Annotated in this window: 18 protein-coding genes; 10 read left to right on the forward strand and 8 right to left on the reverse strand. The window is 42.3% G+C overall.

Annotated elements, in window-relative coordinates; genetic code table 11:
* Window positions 1-25: 25 nt before the first annotated feature.
* Window positions 26-3,112 carry a SusC/RagA family TonB-linked outer membrane protein gene (locus tag HX021_RS12175; RefSeq protein ID WP_286590635.1) on the reverse strand — a complete coding sequence of 1,029 codons (3,087 nt, stop codon included), beginning with the start codon at window positions 3,110-3,112 and terminating at the stop codon, window positions 26-28.
* 239 nt (window positions 3,113-3,351) lie between these two features.
* Between HX021_RS12175 and HX021_RS12180 the strand changes: the two genes are divergently transcribed.
* The 3 genes from HX021_RS12180 (at window position 3,352) to HX021_RS12190 (ending at window position 7,645) form a co-directional block, all read left to right on the forward strand.
* Complete coding sequence (locus tag HX021_RS12180; RefSeq protein WP_286590636.1) at window positions 3,352-5,130, forward strand: alpha-L-fucosidase; 1,779 nt, start codon at window positions 3,352-3,354, stop codon at window positions 5,128-5,130.
* 233 nt (window positions 5,131-5,363) lie between these two features.
* Entirely contained in the window at window positions 5,364-7,241 is a 1,878-nt protein-coding gene (locus HX021_RS12185) for a PAS domain-containing sensor histidine kinase (protein ID WP_286590637.1), read from the forward strand.
* On the forward strand, window positions 7,238-7,645 hold the full coding sequence (locus HX021_RS12190; protein ID WP_286590638.1) for a response regulator: 408 nt from the start codon (window positions 7,238-7,240) through the stop codon (window positions 7,643-7,645). Before HX021_RS12185 ends, HX021_RS12190 begins: the two co-directional genes overlap by 4 nt.
* A 166-nt stretch (window positions 7,646-7,811) precedes the next feature.
* Here the strand turns inward: HX021_RS12190 and HX021_RS12195 are convergent, their stop codons facing one another.
* Complete coding sequence (locus tag HX021_RS12195) at window positions 7,812-9,587, reverse strand: aminopeptidase P family protein (RefSeq protein ID WP_286590639.1); 1,776 nt, start codon at window positions 9,585-9,587, stop codon at window positions 7,812-7,814.
* A 505-nt stretch (window positions 9,588-10,092) separates the two neighbouring features.
* Here HX021_RS12195 and HX021_RS12200 point away from each other — a divergent pair.
* From HX021_RS12200 to msrC, 7 genes are all read left to right on the forward strand, one after another.
* Entirely contained in the window at window positions 10,093-11,583 is a 1,491-nt protein-coding gene (locus HX021_RS12200) for a TlpA family protein disulfide reductase (RefSeq protein ID WP_286590640.1), read from the forward strand.
* Between the two features lie 177 nt (window positions 11,584-11,760).
* Window positions 11,761-13,185, forward strand: coding sequence for a D-alanyl-D-alanine carboxypeptidase/D-alanyl-D-alanine endopeptidase (dacB, locus tag HX021_RS12205; protein WP_286590641.1), 1,425 nt, complete (start codon window positions 11,761-11,763; stop codon window positions 13,183-13,185).
* Window positions 13,186-13,278: 93 nt separating this feature from the next.
* On the forward strand, window positions 13,279-15,561 hold the full coding sequence (locus HX021_RS12210; protein WP_286590642.1) for an NADP-dependent malic enzyme: 2,283 nt from the start codon (window positions 13,279-13,281) through the stop codon (window positions 15,559-15,561).
* Window positions 15,562-15,594: 33 nt separating this feature from the next.
* A complete protein-coding gene (gene ruvA, locus HX021_RS12215) occupies window positions 15,595-16,176 on the forward strand; it encodes a Holliday junction branch migration protein RuvA (protein WP_286590643.1) in 582 nt (193 codons plus the stop codon).
* Between the two features lie 3 nt (window positions 16,177-16,179).
* Entirely contained in the window at window positions 16,180-16,320 is a 141-nt protein-coding gene (locus HX021_RS12220) for a hypothetical protein (protein WP_286590644.1), read from the forward strand.
* Between the two features lie 93 nt (window positions 16,321-16,413).
* Window positions 16,414-18,270, forward strand: a complete 1,857-nt coding sequence (locus tag HX021_RS12225; RefSeq protein ID WP_286590645.1) for a beta-N-acetylhexosaminidase — start codon at window positions 16,414-16,416, stop codon at window positions 18,268-18,270.
* A 220-nt stretch (window positions 18,271-18,490) separates the two neighbouring features.
* Entirely contained in the window at window positions 18,491-18,964 is a 474-nt protein-coding gene (gene msrC, locus HX021_RS12230; protein ID WP_286590646.1) for a free L-methionine (R)-S-oxide reductase MsrC, read from the forward strand.
* A 15-nt stretch (window positions 18,965-18,979) separates the two neighbouring features.
* On the opposite strand, the gene HX021_RS12235 is transcribed toward msrC, so the two are convergent.
* The 6 genes from HX021_RS12235 to hisB form a co-directional block, all read right to left on the reverse strand.
* The gene (locus tag HX021_RS12235; RefSeq protein WP_286590647.1) at window positions 18,980-19,885 is read right to left on the reverse strand and encodes a WD40 repeat domain-containing protein; all 906 of its coding nucleotides are present in this window, start codon (window positions 19,883-19,885) and stop codon (window positions 18,980-18,982) included.
* Between the two features lie 275 nt (window positions 19,886-20,160).
* The gene (gene hisIE, locus HX021_RS12240) at window positions 20,161-20,745 is read right to left on the reverse strand and encodes a bifunctional phosphoribosyl-AMP cyclohydrolase/phosphoribosyl-ATP diphosphatase HisIE (protein ID WP_286590648.1); all 585 of its coding nucleotides are present in this window, start codon (window positions 20,743-20,745) and stop codon (window positions 20,161-20,163) included.
* An 87-nt stretch (window positions 20,746-20,832) separates the two neighbouring features.
* Complete coding sequence (gene hisF / locus HX021_RS12245) at window positions 20,833-21,585, reverse strand: imidazole glycerol phosphate synthase subunit HisF (RefSeq protein WP_286590649.1); 753 nt, start codon at window positions 21,583-21,585, stop codon at window positions 20,833-20,835.
* Window position 21,586: 1 nt separating this feature from the next.
* Window positions 21,587-22,339, reverse strand: coding sequence for a 1-(5-phosphoribosyl)-5-[(5-phosphoribosylamino)methylideneamino]imidazole-4-carboxamide isomerase (locus HX021_RS12250; protein WP_286590650.1), 753 nt, complete (start codon window positions 22,337-22,339; stop codon window positions 21,587-21,589).
* Window positions 22,340-22,351: 12 nt separating this feature from the next.
* Window positions 22,352-22,951 carry an imidazole glycerol phosphate synthase subunit HisH gene (gene hisH / locus HX021_RS12255; RefSeq protein ID WP_286590651.1) on the reverse strand — a complete coding sequence of 200 codons (600 nt, stop codon included), beginning with the start codon at window positions 22,949-22,951 and terminating at the stop codon, window positions 22,352-22,354.
* A 67-nt stretch (window positions 22,952-23,018) separates the two neighbouring features.
* A complete protein-coding gene (hisB, locus tag HX021_RS12260; protein ID WP_286590652.1) occupies window positions 23,019-24,158 on the reverse strand; it encodes a bifunctional histidinol-phosphatase/imidazoleglycerol-phosphate dehydratase HisB in 1,140 nt (379 codons plus the stop codon).
* Window positions 24,159-24,162 lie beyond the last annotated feature (4 nt).

Below are 24,162 nucleotides of genomic sequence, written 5' to 3' on the forward strand. Positions count from 1 at the left end.
TCCTTCATTTTATCCAAATTTGAGATTAAAAAGTGACCGCTGCTCCCAACATAAATGTACGTGACTGCGGATAACGGCCCGCATCAACACCATAATCGTTCATCCCGACCTCAGGATCCATTCCCGTATATTTCGTCACGGTAAACAGGTTGGTTGCCGAAGCAAAGAACCGTAATTTCTGCAACTTATATTTTTGAGTCAGCTCCTGTGGAAGCGTATATCCAACAACAAAGTTTTTTAAACGGAGATACGATCCATTTTCCACATAGAAATCCGATACATTGGAGAAGTTACCATTCGGATCTTTTACCGATACACGCGGTATATTGGAGTTTGGATTGCTTTCTGAGTACGCATTCTTAATTTCCTCAAACATATTGTAAGGCTGCCCAGATGCTGCATTTAGACCGGTATATTTCAAGGTATTGAACAATTTATTCCCTTGAACTCCCTGGAAAAAGATATTGACATCAAAGTTCTTATAGCTACCATTGAATGTCAATCCGTAATTAAAATCCGGATAGGCACTTCCCAAGAATACACGATCCTTATCATCAATTACGCCATCTCCATTTTGATCCACAAATTTCATGTCCCCGGCCTGGGCGTTAGGTTGTATTTTAGTTCCATTACTGCCTTTATACTGCTCAGCCTCCTGATTGGACCTAAATAGACCTGCAGTTTCCAAGCCATAGTACGAATACAGTGGCTGCCCCGGTTCGGTCAATAAAGGTTTCAATATGCCGCGGTAATCAATCTGTGAGGTTATTTTTGGAAATTCGTCAATTAAATAATCCACATTATTGGAGATCTTGTTGACTGAAGCTGAAATATTATATTGGAAAGCAGCATCTGATTTGCTGCTATAGCTCACAGCAAGTTCAATTCCTTTGTCCGTAACACGTCCACCATTGACAGTTTTGGTCTCCAAACCAGTTGTCCCTGCCAATGCGATATCCATCAACATCCGATCTGTCCGCTTAACGAAATAATCCGCATTCAGGGTCAAACGATTATTTAATACACCGATATCTAAACCAATATTTGTCTGATTCGATTGCGCCCAGGTCAAAATAGGATTGCCCATGATTCTTTCAATGTATCCAGGCATTAACGTTGGTGTTTTACCAACCCAGTTGTCCACACGCTGTAATAATGGACTTACAGCCGTAGAGACCAACGTTCCTAAATTACCTAAAATACCATAACTTCCTCTTAATTTCAACGTATTGATTACTTCGGAATCCGAAAGAAATGCCTCACGGTGGATTGCCCAGGCTCCGGATACAGAACCATAATTCTGGAAACGATTGTCTTTTGCCACCAATGAAGTACCATCCCGACGGCCGATCAAGGTCAACATGTAGCGGTTGTCGTAGTTGTAGTTTGCACGCAAAAGATACGATATCAATGCCTGCTCAAGCTTACCATCTGCGATAGGCTGAATACGTCCAGCATTGACCAAGTAACGGTAGTTTTTGGCTTCATCATCGAAATTTTCACCCACCACATTACTGTAGTTTTCCGTTGTTTTTTGATACATATATCCCGCTAAGGCGTCGAAATGGTGCAGACCAAAATCTTTTTCATAGGTCAATGTCTGTTCAGTCAAGATATCTGTCAGACGATTGGTATTAACCGCAAGCGAATTGGACATATTGGGTTTTCCAATTTCTGGAATACGTGCCGTAAATTCCTTGAAATCGGTAAATTGCTTTGTATAGGCAAAGTTTGATTTAAATTTCAAGCCCGGAAGCAATTTAAGCTCAATATAGGGATTGATCAATAAATTATGTACGGGATTATTGACATCCAACCGGCTTAGGTAAGCCACGGGATTGATTACATCACCATAAGTACCTGGACCGTATTCCACCGGTAATCCAGAGAACTTTCCAGCATCATCATAAACCGATACATTTCTTGGATAGTGAATGGCAGATAATACAGCCCCCGTATAGCCGGAACTTGTATTGGCGCCCTGCCCATTGGTAAAGGAGTAGGATATATTTTCACCCAACTTCAACCAAGGAGTCACCTGGGTCTGTGAATTTACACGGAAATTATATCGTTTAGAATACGTATTGATCAATATCCCCTCAGCATTTCGGTAGTTGAAGCCAGTGTAGAAAGAAGATTTCTCATTACCTGCACTCGCCGACAGATTATAATCCTGTACACGTGCCGTACGGAAAATTTCGTCTATCCAATCGGTACGGGTGATCTGTCCATCCGGATATTTGCTTGCATCAAAAGCCGGGTCACGTGCTACGCCCGCATTGTCGGCCGCCTGATTGGAGATCATGGCACGATCTGCTGCGTTCAGCGCTTTGATCAAGTTGTGTGCCTTCTGCACACCGTATTTCGCTTCAAAATCAATTTTCAAATCCCCATTCTTACCGCCTTTTGTTGTGATCAGGATAACACCACCGGACGCACGTGCTCCATAGACAGCAGCTGCAGCATCCTTCAACACACTAATATCCTGAATGTCGTTGGGGTTCAGCTCCGGGGCCCGCGCCTGAAGTACACCATCAACAACGTATAAAGGCTGTTCACCATTGATACCGCCCATACCTCGGATATTGATACTCGGTTTAGAAGTTGGATCCCCGCCCTCCGCTGTTACTGTAACACCAGGCGTCTTACCTTGCAGCACTTCCCCTATCCCCGCCATGGAGCGGCTGTTTGTTCCTTTCAAATCGGTCGTAGCAACAGCACCGGAAACAGTACTTTTACGCTGCGTTCCATAACCAACCACCACGACTTCTTCCAGCTGGCTGGCATCTTCTATTAATGTCACTTGGAGGCTATTGCCCACAATTTGCTGATCTTGTGTCTTATAGCCCACAAAGCTAAAACGTAAGGTTTCGCCCTGCTTGGCCGACAACTGAAATTGACCTTTTGCATCGGTCACAACGGTCTGTCCGGTCTGTACGTTCTTCACATTCACACCAACAATGGTCTGGCCTTGATCTGAAACAACAGTTCCCTTTATCTCATCCTGAAAGAGGGTACTTCCTATAGCAGATGGAAAAGGTGATTTGACCGGAAATGCTTGTGCCTGATAGGCAATCCCAAGCGCAAGAGGTAGGATTAGAATTTTATTCATATGGATTGATAATTGGTGGCGAAAGTAGAAAACTCGGGTTATTATAGTTTTAATGTTATGTTAACAAAATATAAACCTAGGTCTACTCCCTTTAATCAAACATAATTTTTTGGTTTCTATAAAAATAACATATTTTTTCTATTTGTCTACATGTGTATACATTTAAAAACCCAATTTGCTAAATCGAATTTTTCCTTATCTTGCCAGCTCAAACAGAACAACCTTATATGATACGACACATGAAAAGAATCCTGATCTTATCCTTATTGTTAATCAGTGCTTCTGTCCGGCTTTTTGCGCAGCATACAGAAAAGGCCGCCTGGTTTAAGGATGCTCGCTTTGGCATGTTTATTCACTGGGGGCTATACAGTGCTGCTGAGGGCATGTGGAAGGGCGAACCTTTGCGCTATATGAATAATTATGCCGAATGGCTGCGATACCGCAACCGGGTATCAAAAGAAGAATATGGAACATTGGCCAAACGCTTCAATTGGGACAAGATTGATCCTGAGCAGTGGGTGCTCCTTGCCAAAGAAGCCGGAATGAAATACATCATTATTACCACAAAACATCATGATGGTGTGGCACTTTGGGATACCAAAGTCGGTACTTATAGCCTGCCTAAATTGAGTGGGTCCAACCGTGATGTCATCAAGGAAATCGCCGCCGCCTGTAGAAAGCATGGCATGAAACTCGGCTTCTATTACTCACACTGGATCGACTGGGAACACCCTTATGGCTGGAATCATCAGCAGGAGCTCTCCGGGCATGTCACTGATGCGCAATACAATCAATATTGGCAGGAAAAGGTCATTCTACAGCTCCGTGAACTGATGAGCAACTATGGCGATATCGCCCTGGTCTGGTTTGACATGTGGATCCCCTACCAAAAATCCATTATCAAAAAGGAACAACTGCTCCAAGTGGTAAAATTAATCCGTGAGCTACAACCCAACTGTTTAATAAACTCGCGCTTAGGCTTGCCAACAGATGCTGACCATGTGGACTTCGAAACCCTTGGTGACAATCAATTTGGCAGCAATTACATCGCACATCCTTGGGAGACTCCGGGTACCATAGCACATTCCTGGGGATACAATGGACAGGAAAATGAATGGAAATCAACAAGCCAGATCTTCCAGTCCCTCATTTCAAATGTCAGTCTCAATGGTGGATTTACCTTAAATATTGGTCCCCGCGCCGATGGTACCGTGCCCTACGAAAGTGTAAGCCGCCTGCATGAAGTTGGAACTTGGTTGAACAGGTATGGTCAAGGCATCTATGGCAATACAGGGCTGGATCTAAAAAATAACCACTTCGATTGGGGCTACCTCACCACTAAAAAGGAACAGCACAAAACCATCGTGTACGCCCATGTCTTTAATTGGCCCCTGGATCACAAACTCCGTATTACAGGTATAAAATCCAGGCCTACCCATGTATCCCTTGCCAATGGAAAAACACTGGCTCCATTAAAATATGAGCAGCAGCTCAGCCTGATCCACATCGATTTACCAACAGATCAGCCGGACCATTATGTATCGGAAGTCCAACTCACCTTTGATGGTCAGCTGGAACTGGACAAAAATACGGTTGCCGAGTCGACCTTTGGTGGTTTTTCACTAAAGTCTACCAATAGCCTCAATAACGACCTAAAAATCGTACGCTATAATGGGAAGAACCCAACACACGCCATCCTGACGGGGAATACCAAAATTGATTGGGAAGTGACCATTCCCGAAGCCGGCACGTATTCACTGGACTTCTCCGCGCATAACCCCACCCAAGAAACCAGTACATTTGAAGTCCATGTCACCGGTCAGCAAATCAAAGGCAGTTTTGCCCCAACACAGAAAATGGTCGTAGAACCAAATGAAAACAATTACACAGAAGAGTTTGTCGAAAAACGCATCGGTACCTTCAAATTTGAAAAACCCGGCAAATACATCGTAACTTATACAAGTCAACAGACAAATCCACTTTGGTTCAATTGGATGTGGCTTGAAAAAAGCAACTAACTAAACATCGTTTTTAACAAAATAAAAATCCCCTGATACTGTATCAGGGGATTTTTATTTTGTTAAAAACCGCAAAGCATCCGCAGGCAATTGAGCAGTTCATTATATAAAAAGTTATCTATTTTAATATTTATTTATTATTTTGGGATAAAAGTTACCAATTTTGTACATAGGACCTGCATGGTCTCTATACTTAACTGAATAAGAAAATTAATCCTAAACAGTGTCGGGTAATGCATCTGCAACGTGATTCCTTAGCTACATCTCTTTCTTCAACGTTAAACACGGGACTGGAAGGATTGCTCCTTATAGCAGGCGATGGAACTATCCTGCATCGCAACGAACGTGCGCAGCAGCTCCTTGCCCCTGAAAACATCCTGGATGACAGCAGCAAGTTACATGAGCTCATCACATTCTATTCACCCGATGATCTTACTGCACTCAAACCCGAGCAGACGCCATTCTATATTGCTGTTGTTGAACATCAGATTCGGCAGGAAACCATCCTTGGGGTAGCCACAGGGCTCGGATTCAGGTGGTTGCTAGTCAACATGAGCCCTTTTGCAGAAGGGAGCACAGTGGGATTTTTAATATCGCTGGTCGATATCACGAAAATCGTCAATCAAAATCGCACCTTAAAAGATAAGCAACAACAATTGCAGTTGTTGGTAGCTTCGCTCAATGACCTTGTTTTTGAAGTGACTGATGCAGGCGTATTCAAAAATTATTGGACCAATGATCCCAGTCTCTTATTCTACCCGCCCGAAGAATTTTTAAACAAAAACTTATCCGATCTGTTCCCGGAAGAGCTGGCAAACCCTGCCCTAAAACTGATCGGGCGTTCACTGCAGTTGGATCAGGAATTTGAGATGGAATTCCAGTCCAATTTTGAAAACCATCAAAATAAATGGTATAATCTCCAGATAAAACCGATCCACCACAGCCAAAATCGTGTCGCATTGGTCGTTTCTGATATCACCAAGCAGGTTGAGTCGACAGAAAAAATAAGGTTCAATGAGCATAAATTCAATCAGGCCTTCCATTTTTCCGGACTTGGAATGGCACTGACGGATCTGGCAGGCTATTGCATTGAATCTAATCATACACTGACAAAAATCCTGGGATACTCCCAAGATGAAATACGGAAAATAAAGTTCACGCATATTACGCATCCGGATGATCTTAAGCAAGACATCAGCCTGCGCCACCAGCTCATCCAAGGTGAAATTGAGACCTTCACCTTACAAAAGCGCTATCAGCACCAGCATGGTCATTTTGTATGGTGTTCTGTCACTGTCTCCGCAGTCTTTGATAAGAGCAGTACACCTTTATTTTTGATCGTCCAGGTCCTGGATATTTCCGAATCGAAAAAGAATATTGAAATCCTAAAAAGACAAAAGTTCGAATCGGACCTGGTGAAAATGGACTTGGAAACCAAGGTCCGCCAAATGGAGGAATTTGCCAATATTCTAGCCCATAATCTAAAAGGCCCACTCAGCAATATGCAGATGCTAATTGACGGAATTAAGGACAGTAATGATGAAAAAATAAAAGCGAACTTCCTGGAGCTTTTAAAGACCAGCAACAATCAGCTCACCGAAACCTTACATGATTTGGGCGAGATACTTGAATTGCGGTCCAACCAGTCCCTGACCTATGAGCAATGTAATTTTTCCGATGTCCTGAAGAAAATAAAGCAGCAGTTTATCGACGAAATACAGCGCAAGAATGCGACAATATCAACCGAGTTCAATGTCAAAGAAATTTATTACCCTAAAATTTATCTGGAGAGTATCCTGAGCAACCTGATCAGCAATGCCCTTCGGTTTACCGCAAGTGATAAAGCCCCCCAGATTGAGATCCGGACCTACAAGCAGGAAGAGGGCACCTTATTGGCAGTCAAAGATAATGGCCTGGGCATCAACCTTCCCAAATACAAATCAGAACTATTCATGTTCAAGAAGATTTTCCACCGTGGATTTGACAGCAAAGGGGTTGGATTGTTTCTGATACGCTATCAGATCGAATCTTTAGGTGGTAAAATAGATGTACAGAGTGAAATCAATGCCGGAAGCACCTTTTCTGTCAAATTTTTAGAAAGCAAGCGATGAAGCAAGAAAACAAAAGAAAAATAATTCTGATCGACGATAATGCCATCCTACGTACTATTTTTGGGTATATGCTCGAAGAATTTTCAACCTATCCGATCGAATTTCATGCTTTCAAAAATGCCCTGGATGCCCTGGATTTCTTCGATCATCATGTGATCACGGAATCTACCCCCGCCCCCATTCTTTTTGTCGATATTAATATGCCCTTTATGACGGGCTGGGAGATGATGGATGCCCTTGAGGACAAAGCTGATTTTATTGAGCGAACCAGGATCTTCATTATCAGTTCTTCATCGAGCAGAACCGACCAGGAACAGCTGGCCAACTATCCCTTTATACAGGGTTTCATCCTAAAACCTTTTGATAAAAAACGATTATATAATATCCTGAATGAAACACCATAATTGCAGCCGCTACTTGTGGACATATGGTAAGTGGAGATAGAAGAAGCTTATTGACATATGGCTATATTGGCAAAGAAAAGAGGAACAACTACTTGGCATACCCGATCAAAAAAACGTTAATTTTTTGGGGCATTGCAGTAGGGTTGCTCCTCTCCTGTACGATCAATTAGATTGCTTGGCATTTATCTGCCAGCCAGCTTTTCTCTTCGACGGTCAGATGTCCCGAGAGCTGATCATATACCCACTGATTATAATTATTCAGCCATTGGATATGTTTTTTCTCCAGCAAAGATTTCTCAATGAGATCGGTGGCGATATAACATATGGTCAACGTTTCAAAATCCAGGAAATCCCCAAACTCAGAAGATCCGGCTTTACGTGTCAATACCAGATTCTCAATGCGGATACCGTGTTTCCCAACCCGATAAAGGCCCGGCTCAATGGAGGTGATCATCCCTGGTTCAACAGCTACATCTACTGCAGCTGCATTGAATACCTGTGGCCCTTCATGCACATTCAGAAAAAAACCGACCCCATGTCCGGTTCCATGTCCATAATTACGTAAGGTTTCCCACAGGGGGCGGCGGGTAATCGCATCGATCTGATATCCACGGGTACCCGCGGGAAAGATCGCCTGTGAACCTTCAATCGTACCTTTTAAAACAAGGGTATAATCTTCTTTTTCTTCTTGTGTAAGTCCGCCAAGTGATACGACCCTTGTAATATCTGTCGTACCGGTATTATACTGACCACCGGAGTCTACTAAGAGTAAACCTTTCGCTTTCAATGTATAATTAGACTTTTCATTAGCCGAATAGTGTGGCAATGCGCCATGGTCCAGATAACCTGCAATGGTTGTGAATGAAACGTCGACAAATCCCGGTTGACGCTCACGGAATCCGCGTAATTTATCGGCAATCGATAATTCTGAAAGTTCTTCAGAAGCCACATTTTCCTCCAGCCATTTAAAAAAACGGGTTAATGCAACACCGTCTTTTACAAAAGTATGCCGGTTATTTTCAATTTCGACCTTATTTTTGATCGCCTTTAAGGTCGTAGAAGGATTGATTCTTTCGACAATTTTGACCGCAGGAGGTACACGATCGAACACAGCAAAACAGGTACGCTTTGGATCGATCAGGATTGCAGCAGCCTGTAATGTGGGTATCCTATTAAAGATAGCTTCATAGGCCGCAACCTCCACACCGTACCCTTTCAGTTCGGCAGTAGCTTCGGCAGTCAGTTTTGATGGTTCAATATAAAGTGTCGCGGTGTTATCAGTAATTAAGACAAAGCCCAATACGACAGGATTACATGGGACATCCTGACCACGGATATTCAATAACCAGGCAAGATCATCCAAGGATGAGATCAGATGTGCGTCGGTTCTATTTTTTTTCATTTCGGCCCGGACAGCAGCAATTTTGTCCACCGTCGACTGACCGGTGGTACTTTCCGGAATTAGGTAAGCCTGCGCAGTTGGCAAAGCTGGTCTTCCCGACCATAGGTCCGACAAAAGATCAACGTGACCGTCCACGGCAATATCCAATGGTGTTAAGGTATTTTGGACCGCTTGTGCTACCAATAAGGAAGCCAGGTTACCGTCAAAAGCAACTTTTGCACCAGCAGGTAATTTTTCTCCAAGCCAATCAGCATATTCCGCAGCTCCCTGTGCTTTCAATTTAACCAATTCGAATCCCGTACCGGCCAATTGTTCATTCGCCTGTACAAAGTAACGCGAATCAGTCCAGAGGCCGGCAAAGTCCTGCGTAATAGCCAGGGTGCCGGCAGAACCCGTAAATCCTGATGCCCAGGCAATACATTTGTAACGTTCGGGTAGATATTCACTGATATGAGGGTCTGATGATGGAATAATATATCCATCGATTCCTTGAATCTTCATGGCCTCACGAATGGCAGCTAATTTTTCGATATGCTTCATGTCGTCTTTACAATTTTATGCAAGTTAGGATTTTTTAGAGTATTGTGACAACAGAAGCAAATCTGCTGGACAAAAATTGACATTACAGTTGAATAACGAACAGCCCAATAATTTTATTGAAATATCATATCCATCAAAAAATCATTTGATTTGAAAATCTCATGATACTAAAGTACTTTTCGCTAGGCTAAAATGATCTTTTAATCCTATGTATTTAATGACGTCATGATAATTTTTATTACACAAATGTGTAGTTTCAAAAAAAGATATTTAACCATACAATTACTTTCTATAAATTAGAGAGACAAACTATCTGGTATTGCAATTTTTTTTAAAAACCATTATATACTTAATTCATTGTTTTTTCAGAAATGAGACTTCATTGCGGCTATGATAGAATAGTTACCTCACTAGATAACTTTATGAGGGGTCAGCAAGAGATGCGGTGGAATGCATACATTGCAACAAGGACATGAAATATTTATAGCAAATTAACTTCTAACATATGATTAGGCTAATCTTTATCTGGATACTATCGAGCTGTTTCTTGACCGTTTCTGCACAAGACACCCTTCCTGTACAAAGTGGATTTACTTCTTTAACCATTTCATTAAAAGGAAATTATTCAGATAGTATCCCTTTGTCAGAACCTTTTTACACCAATTTATTAACCGAAGAAGTACCAGCTCAATTCGAACGTATTAATGACTCTACATATTTTTTATCGTTTTATGCCTTTGGCCCCAGTCGGTATTATTTTCGGTACAACAATCATTACCTTACAGGAGCCTTAGTTCCTAATGAAAGAGATATACTAATTATTAATTATACTGACAGCATACATTACACATTACAATATAACGGAAGATTTAAAACTATGTTTGATGAATCTGAATCTATTGCAAAGGCAATAAATAGCTTCGTTTTTGGAAGTGGCCATAAAAACAAAGAAAAACGTTTAAGCACATATCATACAGCGAATGAATTTCGTGACGAAAAATTAAAGATGGAGGCTGGCAGACTGGATAATGCCACTGCCGGCATAACCTCTCCTTTCGTAAAACAACTTATCAAAGAGGAGCTGAATACTGCCTTTGTCAAAACAAGCTTGATCAAGGATTATCAAAAAGATATATCCCATTACAACAAGAGCCTTGGATTAGATTCATTAGCAGCTCTTCAAGCTATTCCAAAAAGAGATTTATCTTATTATAATGCACTCATTACGTCAGATTATACCAACCCTTCTTCTTTGATGACACTTAAATACGGTTATTTGAAAAGCATCTTGCAAGATTCTTTGCTGGCACTCCCTGATATTACAACGGAAGGATCAGTGAAATTCAAATCTCGTTTACAAGAACTATTTGGACACATCTTCACTGAAAAAGAAAATTTATTTTATGACATACTGATCGCAACAGCATATATCACCAAAATCAGGGAGAATGCAACGCTTTTGAATAACCTAAACTATCAGGTAACTACAGCTGTTAAGAATGCGCAGCTCAGAGAGTATATCTTAGAAACATACAAAACCAGTATGTCAAATAACAGAAATGCATCAAATGAATATTATTTACCATTCGATAAAAGCAATAATGCAGTATGGACAGACATCCTTAAGCCGTACAAAGGAAAGGCGATCATTATGGATTGTTGGGCTACATGGTGTGGGCCTTGTATTGAATCTTTTGAAACGAGCAAAAATCTAAAAAAACAGTATGCTAACAGGGATGATGTCGTTTTCGTGTATGTTACCGATGAGACTTCAAATTATGAAAGCTGGAAAAACTATGTTCATATTTTAGGGGGAGAACATTATTATATCGCTAAGAACCAGATGAAAGACCTTTACGATCAATTCAATATGCCGGTCATACCGAGTTATCTAATTTTTAACAAATCAGGAACCTTGGTGCAGCAAAGCATAGGAACCTATATGGGAAATGATAAAGCTGCCCAGTGGATTAAGCAAGCCCTAGCCGATCAATAAGCTTTATCGGTTAATAGAAATGAATTTTACCGCGTTAAAATAGGGCACGCTACGACCTTTTAAATCATCCAAACCACTAACTATCTCATCGATTTTGATTAGATTTACCGAAGACTTTTAAATTTTCGCCTAAGCCCATGCTTGGTCAAAAGCGCTGAAGTAAATCTATATTATTTGATGAAACAATTTGCACTACATACCATTGCTTTTGCAGCATATACTTTAACTGCTATCACGGCTCCTTTATTTGCTCAAGATATCCGTACAAAGATTCAACATGCCTTCGATCAATTTCAACATCAGGAAAGTTTAAAGAATGGCATCAGTTCATTGACCGTTTTCGATGGAAAAACTGGACAAACCATCTATTCGGCCAATGAACATATGGGACTGGCAACCGCCTCGACCATGAAAATCATTACTGCCGCAACAGCCTTGGATTTCCTGGGTAAGCACCATCAATTCAAAACAACGCTATACTATACCGGTGATATTGACGAAAATGGCTCCTTAAATGGGAATATCATCGTATCAGGAACTGGCGACCCTACATTAGGAAGCTCGCGGTATCCCGAGACAAAAGCTGAAGTTATATTAAACAAATGGGTTTCATTGATCCAGCAAGCCGGAATTAAAAGTATCCATGGTGGCGTGATTGCTGATGACCGATTATTCCATGGCAACCAGCTTCCTGGCGGATGGATATGGACAGATATGGGTAATTATTATGGCGCTGGAGTTTCGGCGCTTAACTGGTGTGAAAATGCTTTTGGGGTAAATTTCCAGCCCGGGAACAAAGTTGGCTCAAAAGCCGAGATTGTCCAATACAGCACCCAGATTCCCTACCTGGAAATCATCAATGAAACCACTACCGGAAAAACCGGTAGTGGAGACAATGTCTATGCCTATTCAGCACCCTATTCTACCAAAATTTTTATTCGGGGCACCTATGGATTGGATCTCAAAAAAACCATTGAACTGTCCTCACCTGACCCGGCCTATGACCTGGCCTTCCAGCTGAACGAAACATTGAACAAACGAGGAGTCATCGCTGATGCCCCGCCAGCCACAGGTATCAAAATGGACTCCCTCGACCTATCCAACAAGCAGCTCCTGGATGTTCACTTATCTCCCAGCTTAGACAAGATTGTCTATTGGTTCAATCAAAAAAGTATCAACCTCTATGGAGAAGCCTTATTAAAGACCATCGCCTATACAACGGCGGGCAAAACAGGCACAGATGATGGCGCCAATTATGTGCAGAAATATTGGAATGCCAAGTTAAAGATCGATGTAGGCGAATTGAATAGTGTGGATGGATCTGGCCTTTCGCCCCAAAATAGGGTAACCACATTGGCGATGAACAAGATCATGCAGTATGCACAAAAACAGAGCTGGTATCCGGCATTCTATGAAAGCCTACCTACCTTTAATGGTATGAAGATGAAAAGTGGAACAATCGGTGGAGTACTCGGCTATACCGGTGTGCATACCAATAAAGCAGGACAGTCTTTCACCTTTACATTACTGGTCAACAATTATACGGGACCAGCATCCAATATGCGTAGGCAGATGTATAAATTGCTGGACACATTGAAGTAACATATTATTGTCTAATTATAATAAGATATTGGCAAATATTTCCAAATATCAAAAAGAATGATAGATTTGTAGCCTTAAATTAATAAAATCGTAATGAGTAACACTAATCGTAAACAGGCAGCGTTAAATTACCACTCAATGGGTAGACCTGGAAAAATAGCTGTTGTTCCGACAAAACCAACTAATTCGCAAAGAGACTTATCATTGGCATATTCTCCTGGCGTTGCAGAGCCTTGTTTGGCTATTGCCGACAACAAAGAAGATGCTTATAAATATACCGCAAAAGGGAACTTGGTTGCTGTTATCAGTAATGGTACAGCTGTTTTGGGCCTTGGCGATATCGGCGCTCAAGCTGGTAAACCAGTCATGGAAGGGAAAGGCTTATTGTTCAAAATTTTTGCAGACATCGATGTATTTGACCTCGAACTTGACACCAAAAATGTCGATGAATTCGTTAATATTGTCAAAGCTTTAGAGCCGACTTTTGGTGGCGTAAACCTTGAAGATATCAAGGCTCCGGAATGTTTTGAGATCGAACGCCGTTTAAAAGAGGAGATGAACATCCCTGTCATGCATGATGACCAGCATGGTACAGCCATCATCTCCGGGGCAGCGTTGATCAATGCCTGCGAAATCATCGGGAAAGATTTATCCAAAGTTAAAATCGTGGTAAACGGTGCCGGAGCTGCAGCAATGTCATGTACAGCGATGTATATTTCGGTCGGTGCCAGCAAAGACAACATTGTTATGTTGGACAGTAAAGGCGTCATTCGTGCAGATCGGGAAAACCTGGATAGCATGAAAGCACAATATGCCACTAGCCGTGATATCCACACGCTCGCAGACGCCGTTCAGGATGCTGATGTATTCATTGGTTTATCTGCGGCAGATGTCATGTCGGCAGAAATGCTGCTCAGCATGGCGCCGAATCCGATTGTATTGGCCATGGCAAATCCGAATCCGGAAATCGCCTATGATCTGGCCATGGCAACCCGCAATGACATTATCATGGGGACGGGCCGCTCAGATTATCCAAATCAAGTAAATAACGTCCTGGGATTCCCGTACATCTTCCGTGGCGCATTGGATGTCCGCGCAACAGCCATCAATGAGGAAATGAAAATTGCAGCGGTACGCGCAATTGCTGACCTGGCAAAACAACCTGTTCCGGAAGAGGTAAACCAAGCTTATAATACCAACAATTTAAAATTCTCTGAAGAATATATCATTCCCAAACCTACGGATCCACGTTTGATTACCGAAGTTTCTATGGCAGTTGCAAAAGCTGCGATCGAATCTGGTGTCGCTCAAGCTGCAATCGAGGATTGGGATAAATACCGTGATGCTTTACGCAAACGTCTTGGTAAAGATGATGCGATCATGCGTAACTTGACAATGGCAGCAAAAAGAGATCCTAAACGTGTTGTTTTTGCCGAAGCAGATAACTATAAAACCTTACGTGCTGCCCAAATTGTCAAAGAAGAAGGCATTGCTATTCCAATCCTTTTGGGTAAAAAGGACAAGATTGAGCGCCTGATCAAAGAATATGCTTTTGAATTGGATGGCCTTGAGATTGTAGATCCTGTTGCTGAGGTTGACAATGAAACAGAGCGTTCAAAAAAATTCATTGAACATCTTTATAACAAAAGACAACGCCGCGGCATAACACGTTATGATGCCCGTAAACTCATGTTTGACCGGAATTATTTCGGTGCTTCATTGGTTGAATTTGGTGAAGCAGATGCCTTAATTTCGGGCATGACCAAAAACTATGCGAATACCATTCGCCCTGCATTGCATGTCATCGGTGCAAAACCAGGCAGCCGTGTTGCGGGTATGTATATGATGCTGACCAAAAAAGGACCGATCTTCATGGGAGATACCACTGTAAATGAAGATCCCAACGCACAGGAACTGGCTGACATTACCTTGCTTCTGGACAAAGCTGTCAAACGTATGAACATTCAGCCGCGTATTGCCCTGTTGTCCTATTCTAACTTCGGTTCCAGTGAAGGGAAAACACCCACCAAAGTCAGAGAAGCCGCTCAGATCTTACACGATCAACATCCTGAAATAATCGCAGAAGGAGATCTACAAGCCAACTTCGCCCTTAACAGTGATATGTTGGCAGACAATTTCCCTTTTAGCTGTTTGAATGGTCAGTCGGCAAATACATTGGTGTTCCCGAACTTGGAGTCAGGCAATATCGCTTACAAATTATTGCAGGAAGTTGGTGAGGCAGAAGCTGTAGGGCCAATCCTCCTAGGGATGAACAAACCAATTCACGTGCTGCAATTAGATAGTTCTGTACGTGAAATCGTCAATATGGTTACCATTGCCGTAGTTGATGTTCAAACACATCTCAAAAATTTATAGAATAGCTCAAAATCTTCCTATATTCGTAGTATTATGTACGAATATTTCAACGGAAAATTAGCATATAAAGCCCCCACCCATGTCGTTATCGATGTGGGTGGCGTTGGCTATTATGTTCACATCTCCCTCCATACCTTTTCTCAAATTAAAGATCAGGAAAATTGTAAATTATTTATTTCTCTCCAGGTTCGGGAAGATTCACATACCCTTTACGGATTCGGGACTGAGGGTGAGAAAAAATTATTTGAAAACCTGATATCTGTCTCAGGTATTGGTCCCAATACAGGGCGAATGATCCTCTCTTCCAATACACCCGATGAAATACAATCGGCCATCGTAAATGGTCAGGTTGCCCTGATTCAGAAAATTAAGGGCATCGGGCCTAAAACCGCACAGCGTCTGATCCTGGAACTTCAGGATAAGTTGAAAAAACAAGGCGTAGAGACTTTGGCAACACCGCAGCAATCCCAATCTATTCCGGACGAAGCATTATCTGCATTGGTCATGCTCGGATTCAATAAGGCTGCCGCCGAAAAAGTATTGAATGCAATCTTAAAGACAGAAAGCAATCTTTCGGTCGAGGATATGATCAAATTAGCATTAAAACGACTTTAAAACGTGATCCTTGTTATCGGGCATGATCATGCTGTGGAAAACATGGATGGGCTGCCAAGATCTACGAATGACAAACAGGACAAAATACAGTCATACGTGAAACCCTGCGATGCGAATGATGGCGAGCAGGATATTGAAGAATGATGGCACAAACTTAAACTTGTTACAATCTGTCGTTGCTAAATCGTATTTATTATCCTATTTTTAGGGCTTCTTATTTCAGTTATAATCTCACACATGAAAAAACTATTTTCACTTGCGCTCGCTCTCAGTCTAGGAGCAACTGTATTTGCGCAAGAAAAAAAAGACCTTACATTAAACATCGTACCGCTACCGCAACATGTTCAGATCAACAATGGATCTTTCAAAATCAATGCGAGCACAAACATTGCATTTGACAGCGAAGAGGACAAAAAAGTTGCTGTCTTATTTCAGGATTTCTTAAAAAGTAACTATAACCTCGATTTACCTTTGGCCAAGTCAGCCAAGAGCAATAGCATTTATTTTTCATCCAAAAATGCAAAGAAAGGAAATACAGAAGCCTATGAGCTCAATATTACTGCCGATAAAGTGATCGTTGGCGGTAAAGCCGCAGGTTTATTTTACGGGATGCAATCGCTGATCCAATTGTTACCAGTGGATAAAAAAGCCAGTCTAGAAATCCAGCAGGCAAGCATTCAGGATGAACCCCGCTTTGCTTACCGTGGCCTCCACCTCGATGTTGGGCGCCACTTCTTTCCTGTAGAATTTATCAAAAAATACATCGATATTCTGTCGTCTTATAAATTGAATACTTTCCACTGGCATTTAACAGAAGATCAGGGATGGCGTATTGAAATTAAATCACACCCTAAGCTCACACAGATCGGCGGTCAACGCAAGCAGACTCTTTTGGGCAATTACAAGACTGACGGGGACTATGACAATACACCTTACGGAGGCTTCTATACCCAAGAGCAGGTCAAAGAAGTTGTGGCCTATGCCACATCCAAATATGTCACCGTCATACCTGAAATTGAAATGCCGGGTCATGCTTTGGCGGCACTTTCGGCTTATCCAGAACTTGGCTGTGGCGACAACCCGGGCCCTTATACTGCTGCGCAGACCTGGGGAGTGTTTGATGATGTGTTCTGTGCCGGAAAAGAGGAGACCTTCAAATTACTGGAAGATGTCATTGACGAGGTGATCCCACTTTTTCCAAGCGAATATATCCATATCGGGGGTGATGAATGTCCGAAGACTAAATGGAAAACCTGTCCACATTGTCAAAAAAGAATCAAGGACAACAACCTTAAGGATGAACACGAACTTCAGAGCTATTTCATACAACGTATGGAAAAATATATCAATAGCAAAGGAAAGCGCATCATCGGATGGGATGAAATCCTGGAAGGTGGATTAGCACCCAATGCGACTGTCATGAGCTGGCGTGGTGACCAAGGAGCTATTGATGCGGCCAACCAAGGGCATGATGTCATCATCACCGCAAATAGTTATGGCCTATACTTTGATCACAAACAGGGGCCTGACCAAAACAGAGAACCTTTGAGCATCGGCGGACTTTCGACATTGAACTCTGTCTATTCATCGGACCCTATGCCAAGCAAGATCTCAGAAGCAAATAAAAAGCATGTATTAGGTGTACAGGCGAATATCTGGACAGAATATATCGGTTCTTCCAACAAAGTCGAGTTCACTTTGTTGCCACGTGTGTTGGCACTTTCTGAAATCGCCTGGACACAGCCTGAAAAGAAAAATTGGAAGAATTTTTCAGAACAGCGTGCCGCACGCCAGTTGGCAAAACTTGACCAGACCAGCACATTCTACCGCGTACCTGAGGTCTATGGTATCAAGGACACCACTATTTATGCTTCAGAATACACGATTGAAAACTTAAAACCATCTGTTGAAGGTGCAAAGATTTTCTATACATTGGACAACTATGATCCGTCAGAACTGGACTTAGAATATACCGGTCCGGTGAAAATCACCGTTCCTAATAGCAAGGAACGTATCTTCAAGGCTGTTGTCGTTACGCCTTCCGGCAAAAGAAGCAACTACATCCGGGTAAATATTATCAATACAAAGAAATAATAACACAGCCTTGCTGTGAAAGCGCTAATATTCTGTTAACTTTGAACAGCATATTAGCGCTTTTTTATTGGATAGACCTGTTGAGGTTTCCCCCCATGGTCCGGGTCCCTCCGGTTAGTAATACCGATACGACCGTCGGATACGTTCTTACCCAATGAAAAAACGCTCACGAGGGACACGGCCCTGAATTTTAGCACTTACAAGAATTAAATAAATTATTATGGCAGAGGATCTACAGATTGCCCAAGGCAGCAAAGAAGAACAATATCAAAACTTACTTCCTCAAATTGGGGGATTGTTGTACGGTGAAAAGAATCAGATCGCCAATCTCGCCAATATTGCTGCGGCATTAAAAGAACAGTTCAATTTCTTTTGGGTGGGGTTTTATCTGATCGATGGAGAAGAGCTGGTGCTTGGCCCTTTCCAGGGACCTGTTGCCTGCACTCGCATAAAAAAAGGAAAAGGGGTATGTGGTAGCGCATGGGCACAGGAGTCCACCTTGATTGTCCCGGATGTCGAACAGTTTCCCGGACATATTGCCTGCAGTTCACTCTCAAAATCTGAAATTGTCCTTCCTGTATGGAAACAAGGAAAGATTATTGGGGTATTGGACGTGGATAGCAGCGCGTTGAACAGTTTCGATGAAATCGATGAAAAGTATCTCACACAGGTTTTACAATTACTGGACTGTTAGCGGAACTTCATTGATTTACGCCTTAAATTCCCAGACTTTTACCAGCTTATCATCGCTGACACTAAAAAAATACTGACCGTCATCGGACCATATACCTGCATTGACAGACAGATGGTGGCCATCTTTTAGTTTCTCCCGGCTCATATTTTTCAATAGGGCAAAATCATCGCTTGACCAAAATTTCAACGACTTATCACGGCTTACTGTAGCAAAAAGGGGTTCCGAAGGATGTGGATAGATTCCATACACCGTAAAAAGGTGTGGCACAAAGGAGAAATTATGATCCGGCCGGTTCACATCCGAAACAATTAATTGTGCATCGCGCCCTCCGCTCAATAACTTCCCCTGTAAAAAAGCCAATGAAGTGGTAGGCATATGGTGCAGCTTAGTGCTTGTCATATGGTGGAAGTCTTCACTGTCCAAGATATGGATGTTTCCGTCCTTGTCCCCCAAGGCAATGCGAGCCAGTTTTTCATCCACCGCGATAGCACGGACCGTTGTAGGAGAAACAGGTATATTATAGATGCTTTTATAGGTATCCAGATCGACGACATAAAGCCGTCCTTCCTCCCCGACAACCAGCAGTTCATTTTTCCATTGCATATAGGCAAGAGCAAAAATAGCTTTCGTCCCCAACTGTAAACTTGCCACAAGTTTTTGCTGCTCAACATCCACAAAAAGCAGTTTCCCCTCGCGCAATCCGATGGCTAAAATAGCGGTATCAGGAATCAGCCGTAGTGCATATACGGATGAGCTCACAGCACAGAGAATACGTTTGAAGGCCTGCTTCTCCACATCCCATTCGACGACTCCTTTATCGTTACCTGCTGTAAAGAACGTATTCGGGTAGTATCCCTTTTCCACACAAAAAATAGGGTTCTGATGCCCCTGTAAGGTTGCCTTTAATTTAATATCCATCATTTGATCAAGCTCTGTAGATCTCCTCGCAGAGATTATTTTGCTACTTTTCTTTTATTGAAAACATGCAGCAGATGTGTCTGATTGCCGGCATGGCAGTACCATGCTGTTATTTCCATTTTGCTATACCATACACAGCCATAAAAAAGTGCAGTATATCTACAAATATACTGCACTTCTTAAACTATTTTGTCATCTGAACTTAAAGCCTGTTCTTCTGCCCTGGAATTTATACGCTACGCAGGCTAAGAGCAGTTCATGGTAGGCCCAAAGAGCCGTTATTGATGTCTACTTTCCAGGTTTTTTGCGATCGTTTCCAATGAAAATCCTTTCTCGCGCAATAACACGATCAGATGGAACAATAAATCTGAGGTTTCATTGATAAAATCTTCATCTGTTTCATTTAACGCTGCGATTACCGTTTCAACAGCTTCCTCCCCTACTTTTTGGGCAATCTTATTGATTCCTCTGGAACGTAAACGATTTACATAAGATTCATCCGAGGGATGCTCATAACGGTGATTGACGATACGTTCCAGCTCCAATAGAAAATTCTGGTTGAAGTCGGTATTGAAACAGCTTCTGCTACCGGTATGGCAGGTCGGCCCCATTGGTTCTGCTTTAATCAGGACAGTATCTTTGTCGCAGTCAATATGGATACTCTTTACATTTAAAAAGTTTCCGCTCTCTTCCCCTTTCGTCCAAAGACGATTTTTGCTCCGGGAAAAGAAAGTCACACGCTTCTCGGCCTGCGTTTTTTGCCAGGCTTCCTCGTTCATATAGCCCAACATCAACACTTCCAGGGTTTGGGCGTCCTGCACAATTACTGGAACAAGGCCGTCACTTTTTGCAAAATCTAACATGAGTATGTGTAGTTTTAATCAATTTTCGTATTCTGTAAGCGGCTAGCTTACTTATATTATCCTGTATTCCCGGTCCTATATCCGCTACTACCTGACGACGATGTCATGATGGCGCAAGGTCTGTTTGAGATCCGGGATCAATATTTCGCCGTAATGGAAAACCGAAGCTGCCAGTGCTGCGTCCACGTTTGCCTGTTGAAAAACCTCAACAAAATGCTGCTGATTTCCAGCACCCCCAGAGGCAATCAACGGGATATGGATCTTGTCGTTGACTGTTTTTAAAAAATCATTGTCAAACCCGTTCTTTGTACCATCATGGTCCATTGAAGTCAGAAGGATTTCGCCTGCACCGCGTTCCTGCGCTTCAAGAATCCAGTCCAAGGTATTCAGTTCAGTTTTAATGCGGCCACCGCTCAAATGCACAAAGTCCCCGCCTTCAATAGCCCGTGTGTCAACCGCAACGACCACAAACTGTGCTCCAAAGGCAGCGGCCATCTGATTGATCAACGCTGGATTGCGCACAGCAGCCGAATTGATCGAAATCTTATCCGCACCCGCATTCAACAAGATCTCCGCATCTTTAATTTCATTGATTCCCCCACCTATCGTAAAAGGAATATTTACCTGACGTGCGACTGCTTTGACCAGGTCAATTGTTGTCTTGCGTCCCTCATGCGTGGCTGTAATATCCAGGAAAACGAGCTCATCAGCCCCTTGCTGGGAATATTCGTACGCCAGTTCAACAGGATCTCCAGCATCGCGTAAATCAACAAAATTGACTCCCTTTACGGTACGTCCGTCTTTGACATCCAAACAGGGAATTATCCGTTTTGCTAGCATGTTAAAATCTGATTAACGCTTTTAGATTCCAGTCTTTGATCTCATCAATGGAAATCCGGTTCTCATAAATTGCTTTTCCAACAACGACAGATTCTATACCGCCCAGTTTTTGAAGATTTTTGATATCATCCATCGAGCTGATACCACCAGAAGCGATCAGTTTAATGATAGGTGAATGGTTCAACAACTTTTGATACAATTCCACACCAGCTCCACCGAGCTTCCCATCTTTACTGATGTCGGTGCACAAAAACCTAAAAAATCCCAACGCCAGACACTTATCAATATATTCAATCAATTTAATCGGTGAGCTTTCCAGCCAGCCCGAATATTTGATCACCTCATCCAGTACATCAATGGCAATCACAATATGGTCCGCATATTTTACCTTCCCCTCATTCAATGTGGAAAGTTCTTCCAAAAATGATGGGTTTGTAATAGCCTGAGTGCCCACGATCACACGGTAAACCCCCGCATCAACGAGTTCCTTTACTTTCTCAATACTTCTGACACCACCACCGTATTGAATTTTCATGTCTGTTTTTTGAATGATATCAAATAAATAGGCTTGATTGCTAAAATCACCTTTTGCCCCATTGAGGTCAATGATATGTACCAATTCAGTCCCATTGGCGTGATAATTTTCAATCTGTGCCTCCAGACTAATATCATAAGTAGTCACATCATCATAATTACCTTCTCTCAAACGGACAACTTTTTTGTCCAAAACGTCTATTGCTGGAATGATATACATAGTCGAATATTTTTAGTCAATTTGAATAGTTGAAAAATTGAGCAATAATTGCTCGCCTGCTTTCCCCGATTTCTCGGGGTGAAATTGTACTCCAAAGAAATTACCTTTGGAAATCGCCGCCGAAAATGGCAGTCCATAGACACATTTTGCGGCAGTATATGTTGTATCGAACTCTATAAAATAGGAGTGTACAAAATAAAAATAAGTCTGATCTTCAATATTCGCAAATAAAGGATTATTTGCCTGGATGGAAACGCTATTCCAGCCCATATGAGGTACTTTACCAGCAACCCGGGCATCAAAATGTAACGTTTTCAACGGAAATAACTTCAGCATAGCAGCATTTCCTTCTTCCGAAAACTCTGTCAGCAGCTGCATACCGACACAAATACCTAGAACCGGTTTGGTCAGTTTTTTAATATATGGCACTAATCCCGATTCTTGCAATTTGTTCATTGCAGCGCCAGCGTGCCCCACGCCAGGAATAATGATCCGATCATACTGATCGATCTCATCAGCGGTATTGACCATACCGTAGGCCACTCCTACGCGGTCAAGCGCTGCAGTCAAGGAAAAGATATTCCCTGCGCCATAATTAATAATTCCTATCATTTTTGAGATTTGAGTATCGGGATTTGAGTATCATTTATCCCATCGATTCTTTTTATTAATTAAAAAACTACAAAACACCCTTTGTACTGGGCAGTTGCATATGATCTGCATCACGTCGCACAGCTTTCTTGATGGACTTGGCAAAAGCCTTAAATATAGCCTCTATCTTATGATGCTCATTCTCTCCTTCTGCCTTGATATTTAAATTGGATTTAGAAGCATCTGAGAAGGATTTAAAGAAATGGAAGAACATCTCTGTAGGCATATCCCCTATTTTCTCACGATTAAACGCTGCATCCCATACGATCCAATTACGTCCGCCAAAATCCAATGCCACTTGGGCCAAACAATCATCCATAGGCAGGGTATAGGAATAACGTTCTATTCCACGTTTGTCACCCAGTGCTTTTAAAAAGACCTCTCCCAAAGCAATTCCGGTATCTTCGATCGTATGATGCTCGTCGATATGAAGGTCCCCTTTTGCTCTGATCGTCAAATCAAGGGCACCATGCCGTGCTAGCTGGTCCAACATATGATCAAAGAACGGTAATCCTGTTTCAATAGCCGATTTACCAGAACCATCCAAGTTCAACTGAATAAAAATATCCGTTTCGTTGGTCTTGCGATGATGCTCAGCAGTACGCGTTCCCAATTTCAGGAATTCATACACCTGCTTCCAGTCTGTTGTTTCCAAAGCTATAACAGTTGAATCTACGGCAAGGTTTTCCAGCGCCCCCAATTGATCATTGGCCCGCAGCCAAATGGCCTTAGCGCCTAAATTTTGAGCGAGCTTTACATCGTTGACACGATCGCCAATCACGAATGATTGACTGAGGTCATAGCGCGAAGAATCAAAATACTCATTCAACATTCCGATGCCGGGTTTACGTGTATCAGCATTCTCATGCGGAAAAGTCTTGTCTATATGTTCTTTGGCAAATACAACACCCTCGCCTGCAAACGTATCGATCACAAAATGATGGACAGGCCAGAAATTTTCCTCCGGATGGGAGGATGTTCCTAAACCATCTTGGTTGGAAACCAAGATCAATTCGAAATCCAGCTCCTTTGCGATACGTGGCAAGTACTGCAAAGCTCCGGGATAAAACTTTAATTTGGCAAAGGAGTCGATTTGCTCATCTTCCGGCTCCAAAATTAATGTTCCGTCTCGATCTATAAACAGTACACGTTTTAAGTTATCAGGCATAGTA

The sequence above is a fragment of the Sphingobacterium sp. N143 genome (assembly GCF_030325625.1).
GTDB lineage: Bacteria > Bacteroidota > Bacteroidia > Sphingobacteriales > Sphingobacteriaceae > Sphingobacterium.

Excerpts from the sequence above, each read along its gene's own strand:
- HX021_RS12175 (WP_286590635.1), bottom strand. The coding sequence starts at position 3,112 with ATGAATAAAATTCTAATCCTACCTCTTGCGCTTGGGATTGCCTATCAG.
- HX021_RS12180 (WP_286590636.1), top strand. The coding sequence starts at position 3,352 with ATGAAAAGAATCCTGATCTTATCCTTATTGTTAATCAGTGCTTCTGTC.
- HX021_RS12185 (WP_286590637.1), top strand. The coding sequence starts at position 5,364 with ATGCATCTGCAACGTGATTCCTTAGCTACATCTCTTTCTTCAACGTTA.
- HX021_RS12190 (WP_286590638.1), top strand. The coding sequence starts at position 7,238 with ATGAAGCAAGAAAACAAAAGAAAAATAATTCTGATCGACGATAATGCC.
- HX021_RS12195 (WP_286590639.1), bottom strand. The coding sequence starts at position 9,587 with ATGAAGCATATCGAAAAATTAGCTGCCATTCGTGAGGCCATGAAGATT.
- HX021_RS12200 (WP_286590640.1), top strand. The coding sequence starts at position 10,093 with ATGATTAGGCTAATCTTTATCTGGATACTATCGAGCTGTTTCTTGACC.
- dacB (WP_286590641.1), top strand. The coding sequence starts at position 11,761 with ATGAAACAATTTGCACTACATACCATTGCTTTTGCAGCATATACTTTA.
- HX021_RS12210 (WP_286590642.1), top strand. The coding sequence starts at position 13,279 with ATGAGTAACACTAATCGTAAACAGGCAGCGTTAAATTACCACTCAATG.
- ruvA (WP_286590643.1), top strand. The coding sequence starts at position 15,595 with ATGTACGAATATTTCAACGGAAAATTAGCATATAAAGCCCCCACCCAT.
- HX021_RS12225 (WP_286590645.1), top strand. The coding sequence starts at position 16,414 with ATGAAAAAACTATTTTCACTTGCGCTCGCTCTCAGTCTAGGAGCAACT.
- msrC (WP_286590646.1), top strand. The coding sequence starts at position 18,491 with ATGGCAGAGGATCTACAGATTGCCCAAGGCAGCAAAGAAGAACAATAT.
- HX021_RS12235 (WP_286590647.1), bottom strand. The coding sequence starts at position 19,885 with ATGATGGATATTAAATTAAAGGCAACCTTACAGGGGCATCAGAACCCT.
- hisIE (WP_286590648.1), bottom strand. The coding sequence starts at position 20,745 with ATGTTAGATTTTGCAAAAAGTGACGGCCTTGTTCCAGTAATTGTGCAG.
- hisF (WP_286590649.1), bottom strand. The coding sequence starts at position 21,585 with ATGCTAGCAAAACGGATAATTCCCTGTTTGGATGTCAAAGACGGACGT.
- HX021_RS12250 (WP_286590650.1), bottom strand. The coding sequence starts at position 22,339 with ATGTATATCATTCCAGCAATAGACGTTTTGGACAAAAAAGTTGTCCGT.
- hisH (WP_286590651.1), bottom strand. The coding sequence starts at position 22,951 with ATGATAGGAATTATTAATTATGGCGCAGGGAATATCTTTTCCTTGACT.
- hisB (WP_286590652.1), bottom strand. The coding sequence starts at position 24,158 with ATGCCTGATAACTTAAAACGTGTACTGTTTATAGATCGAGACGGAACA.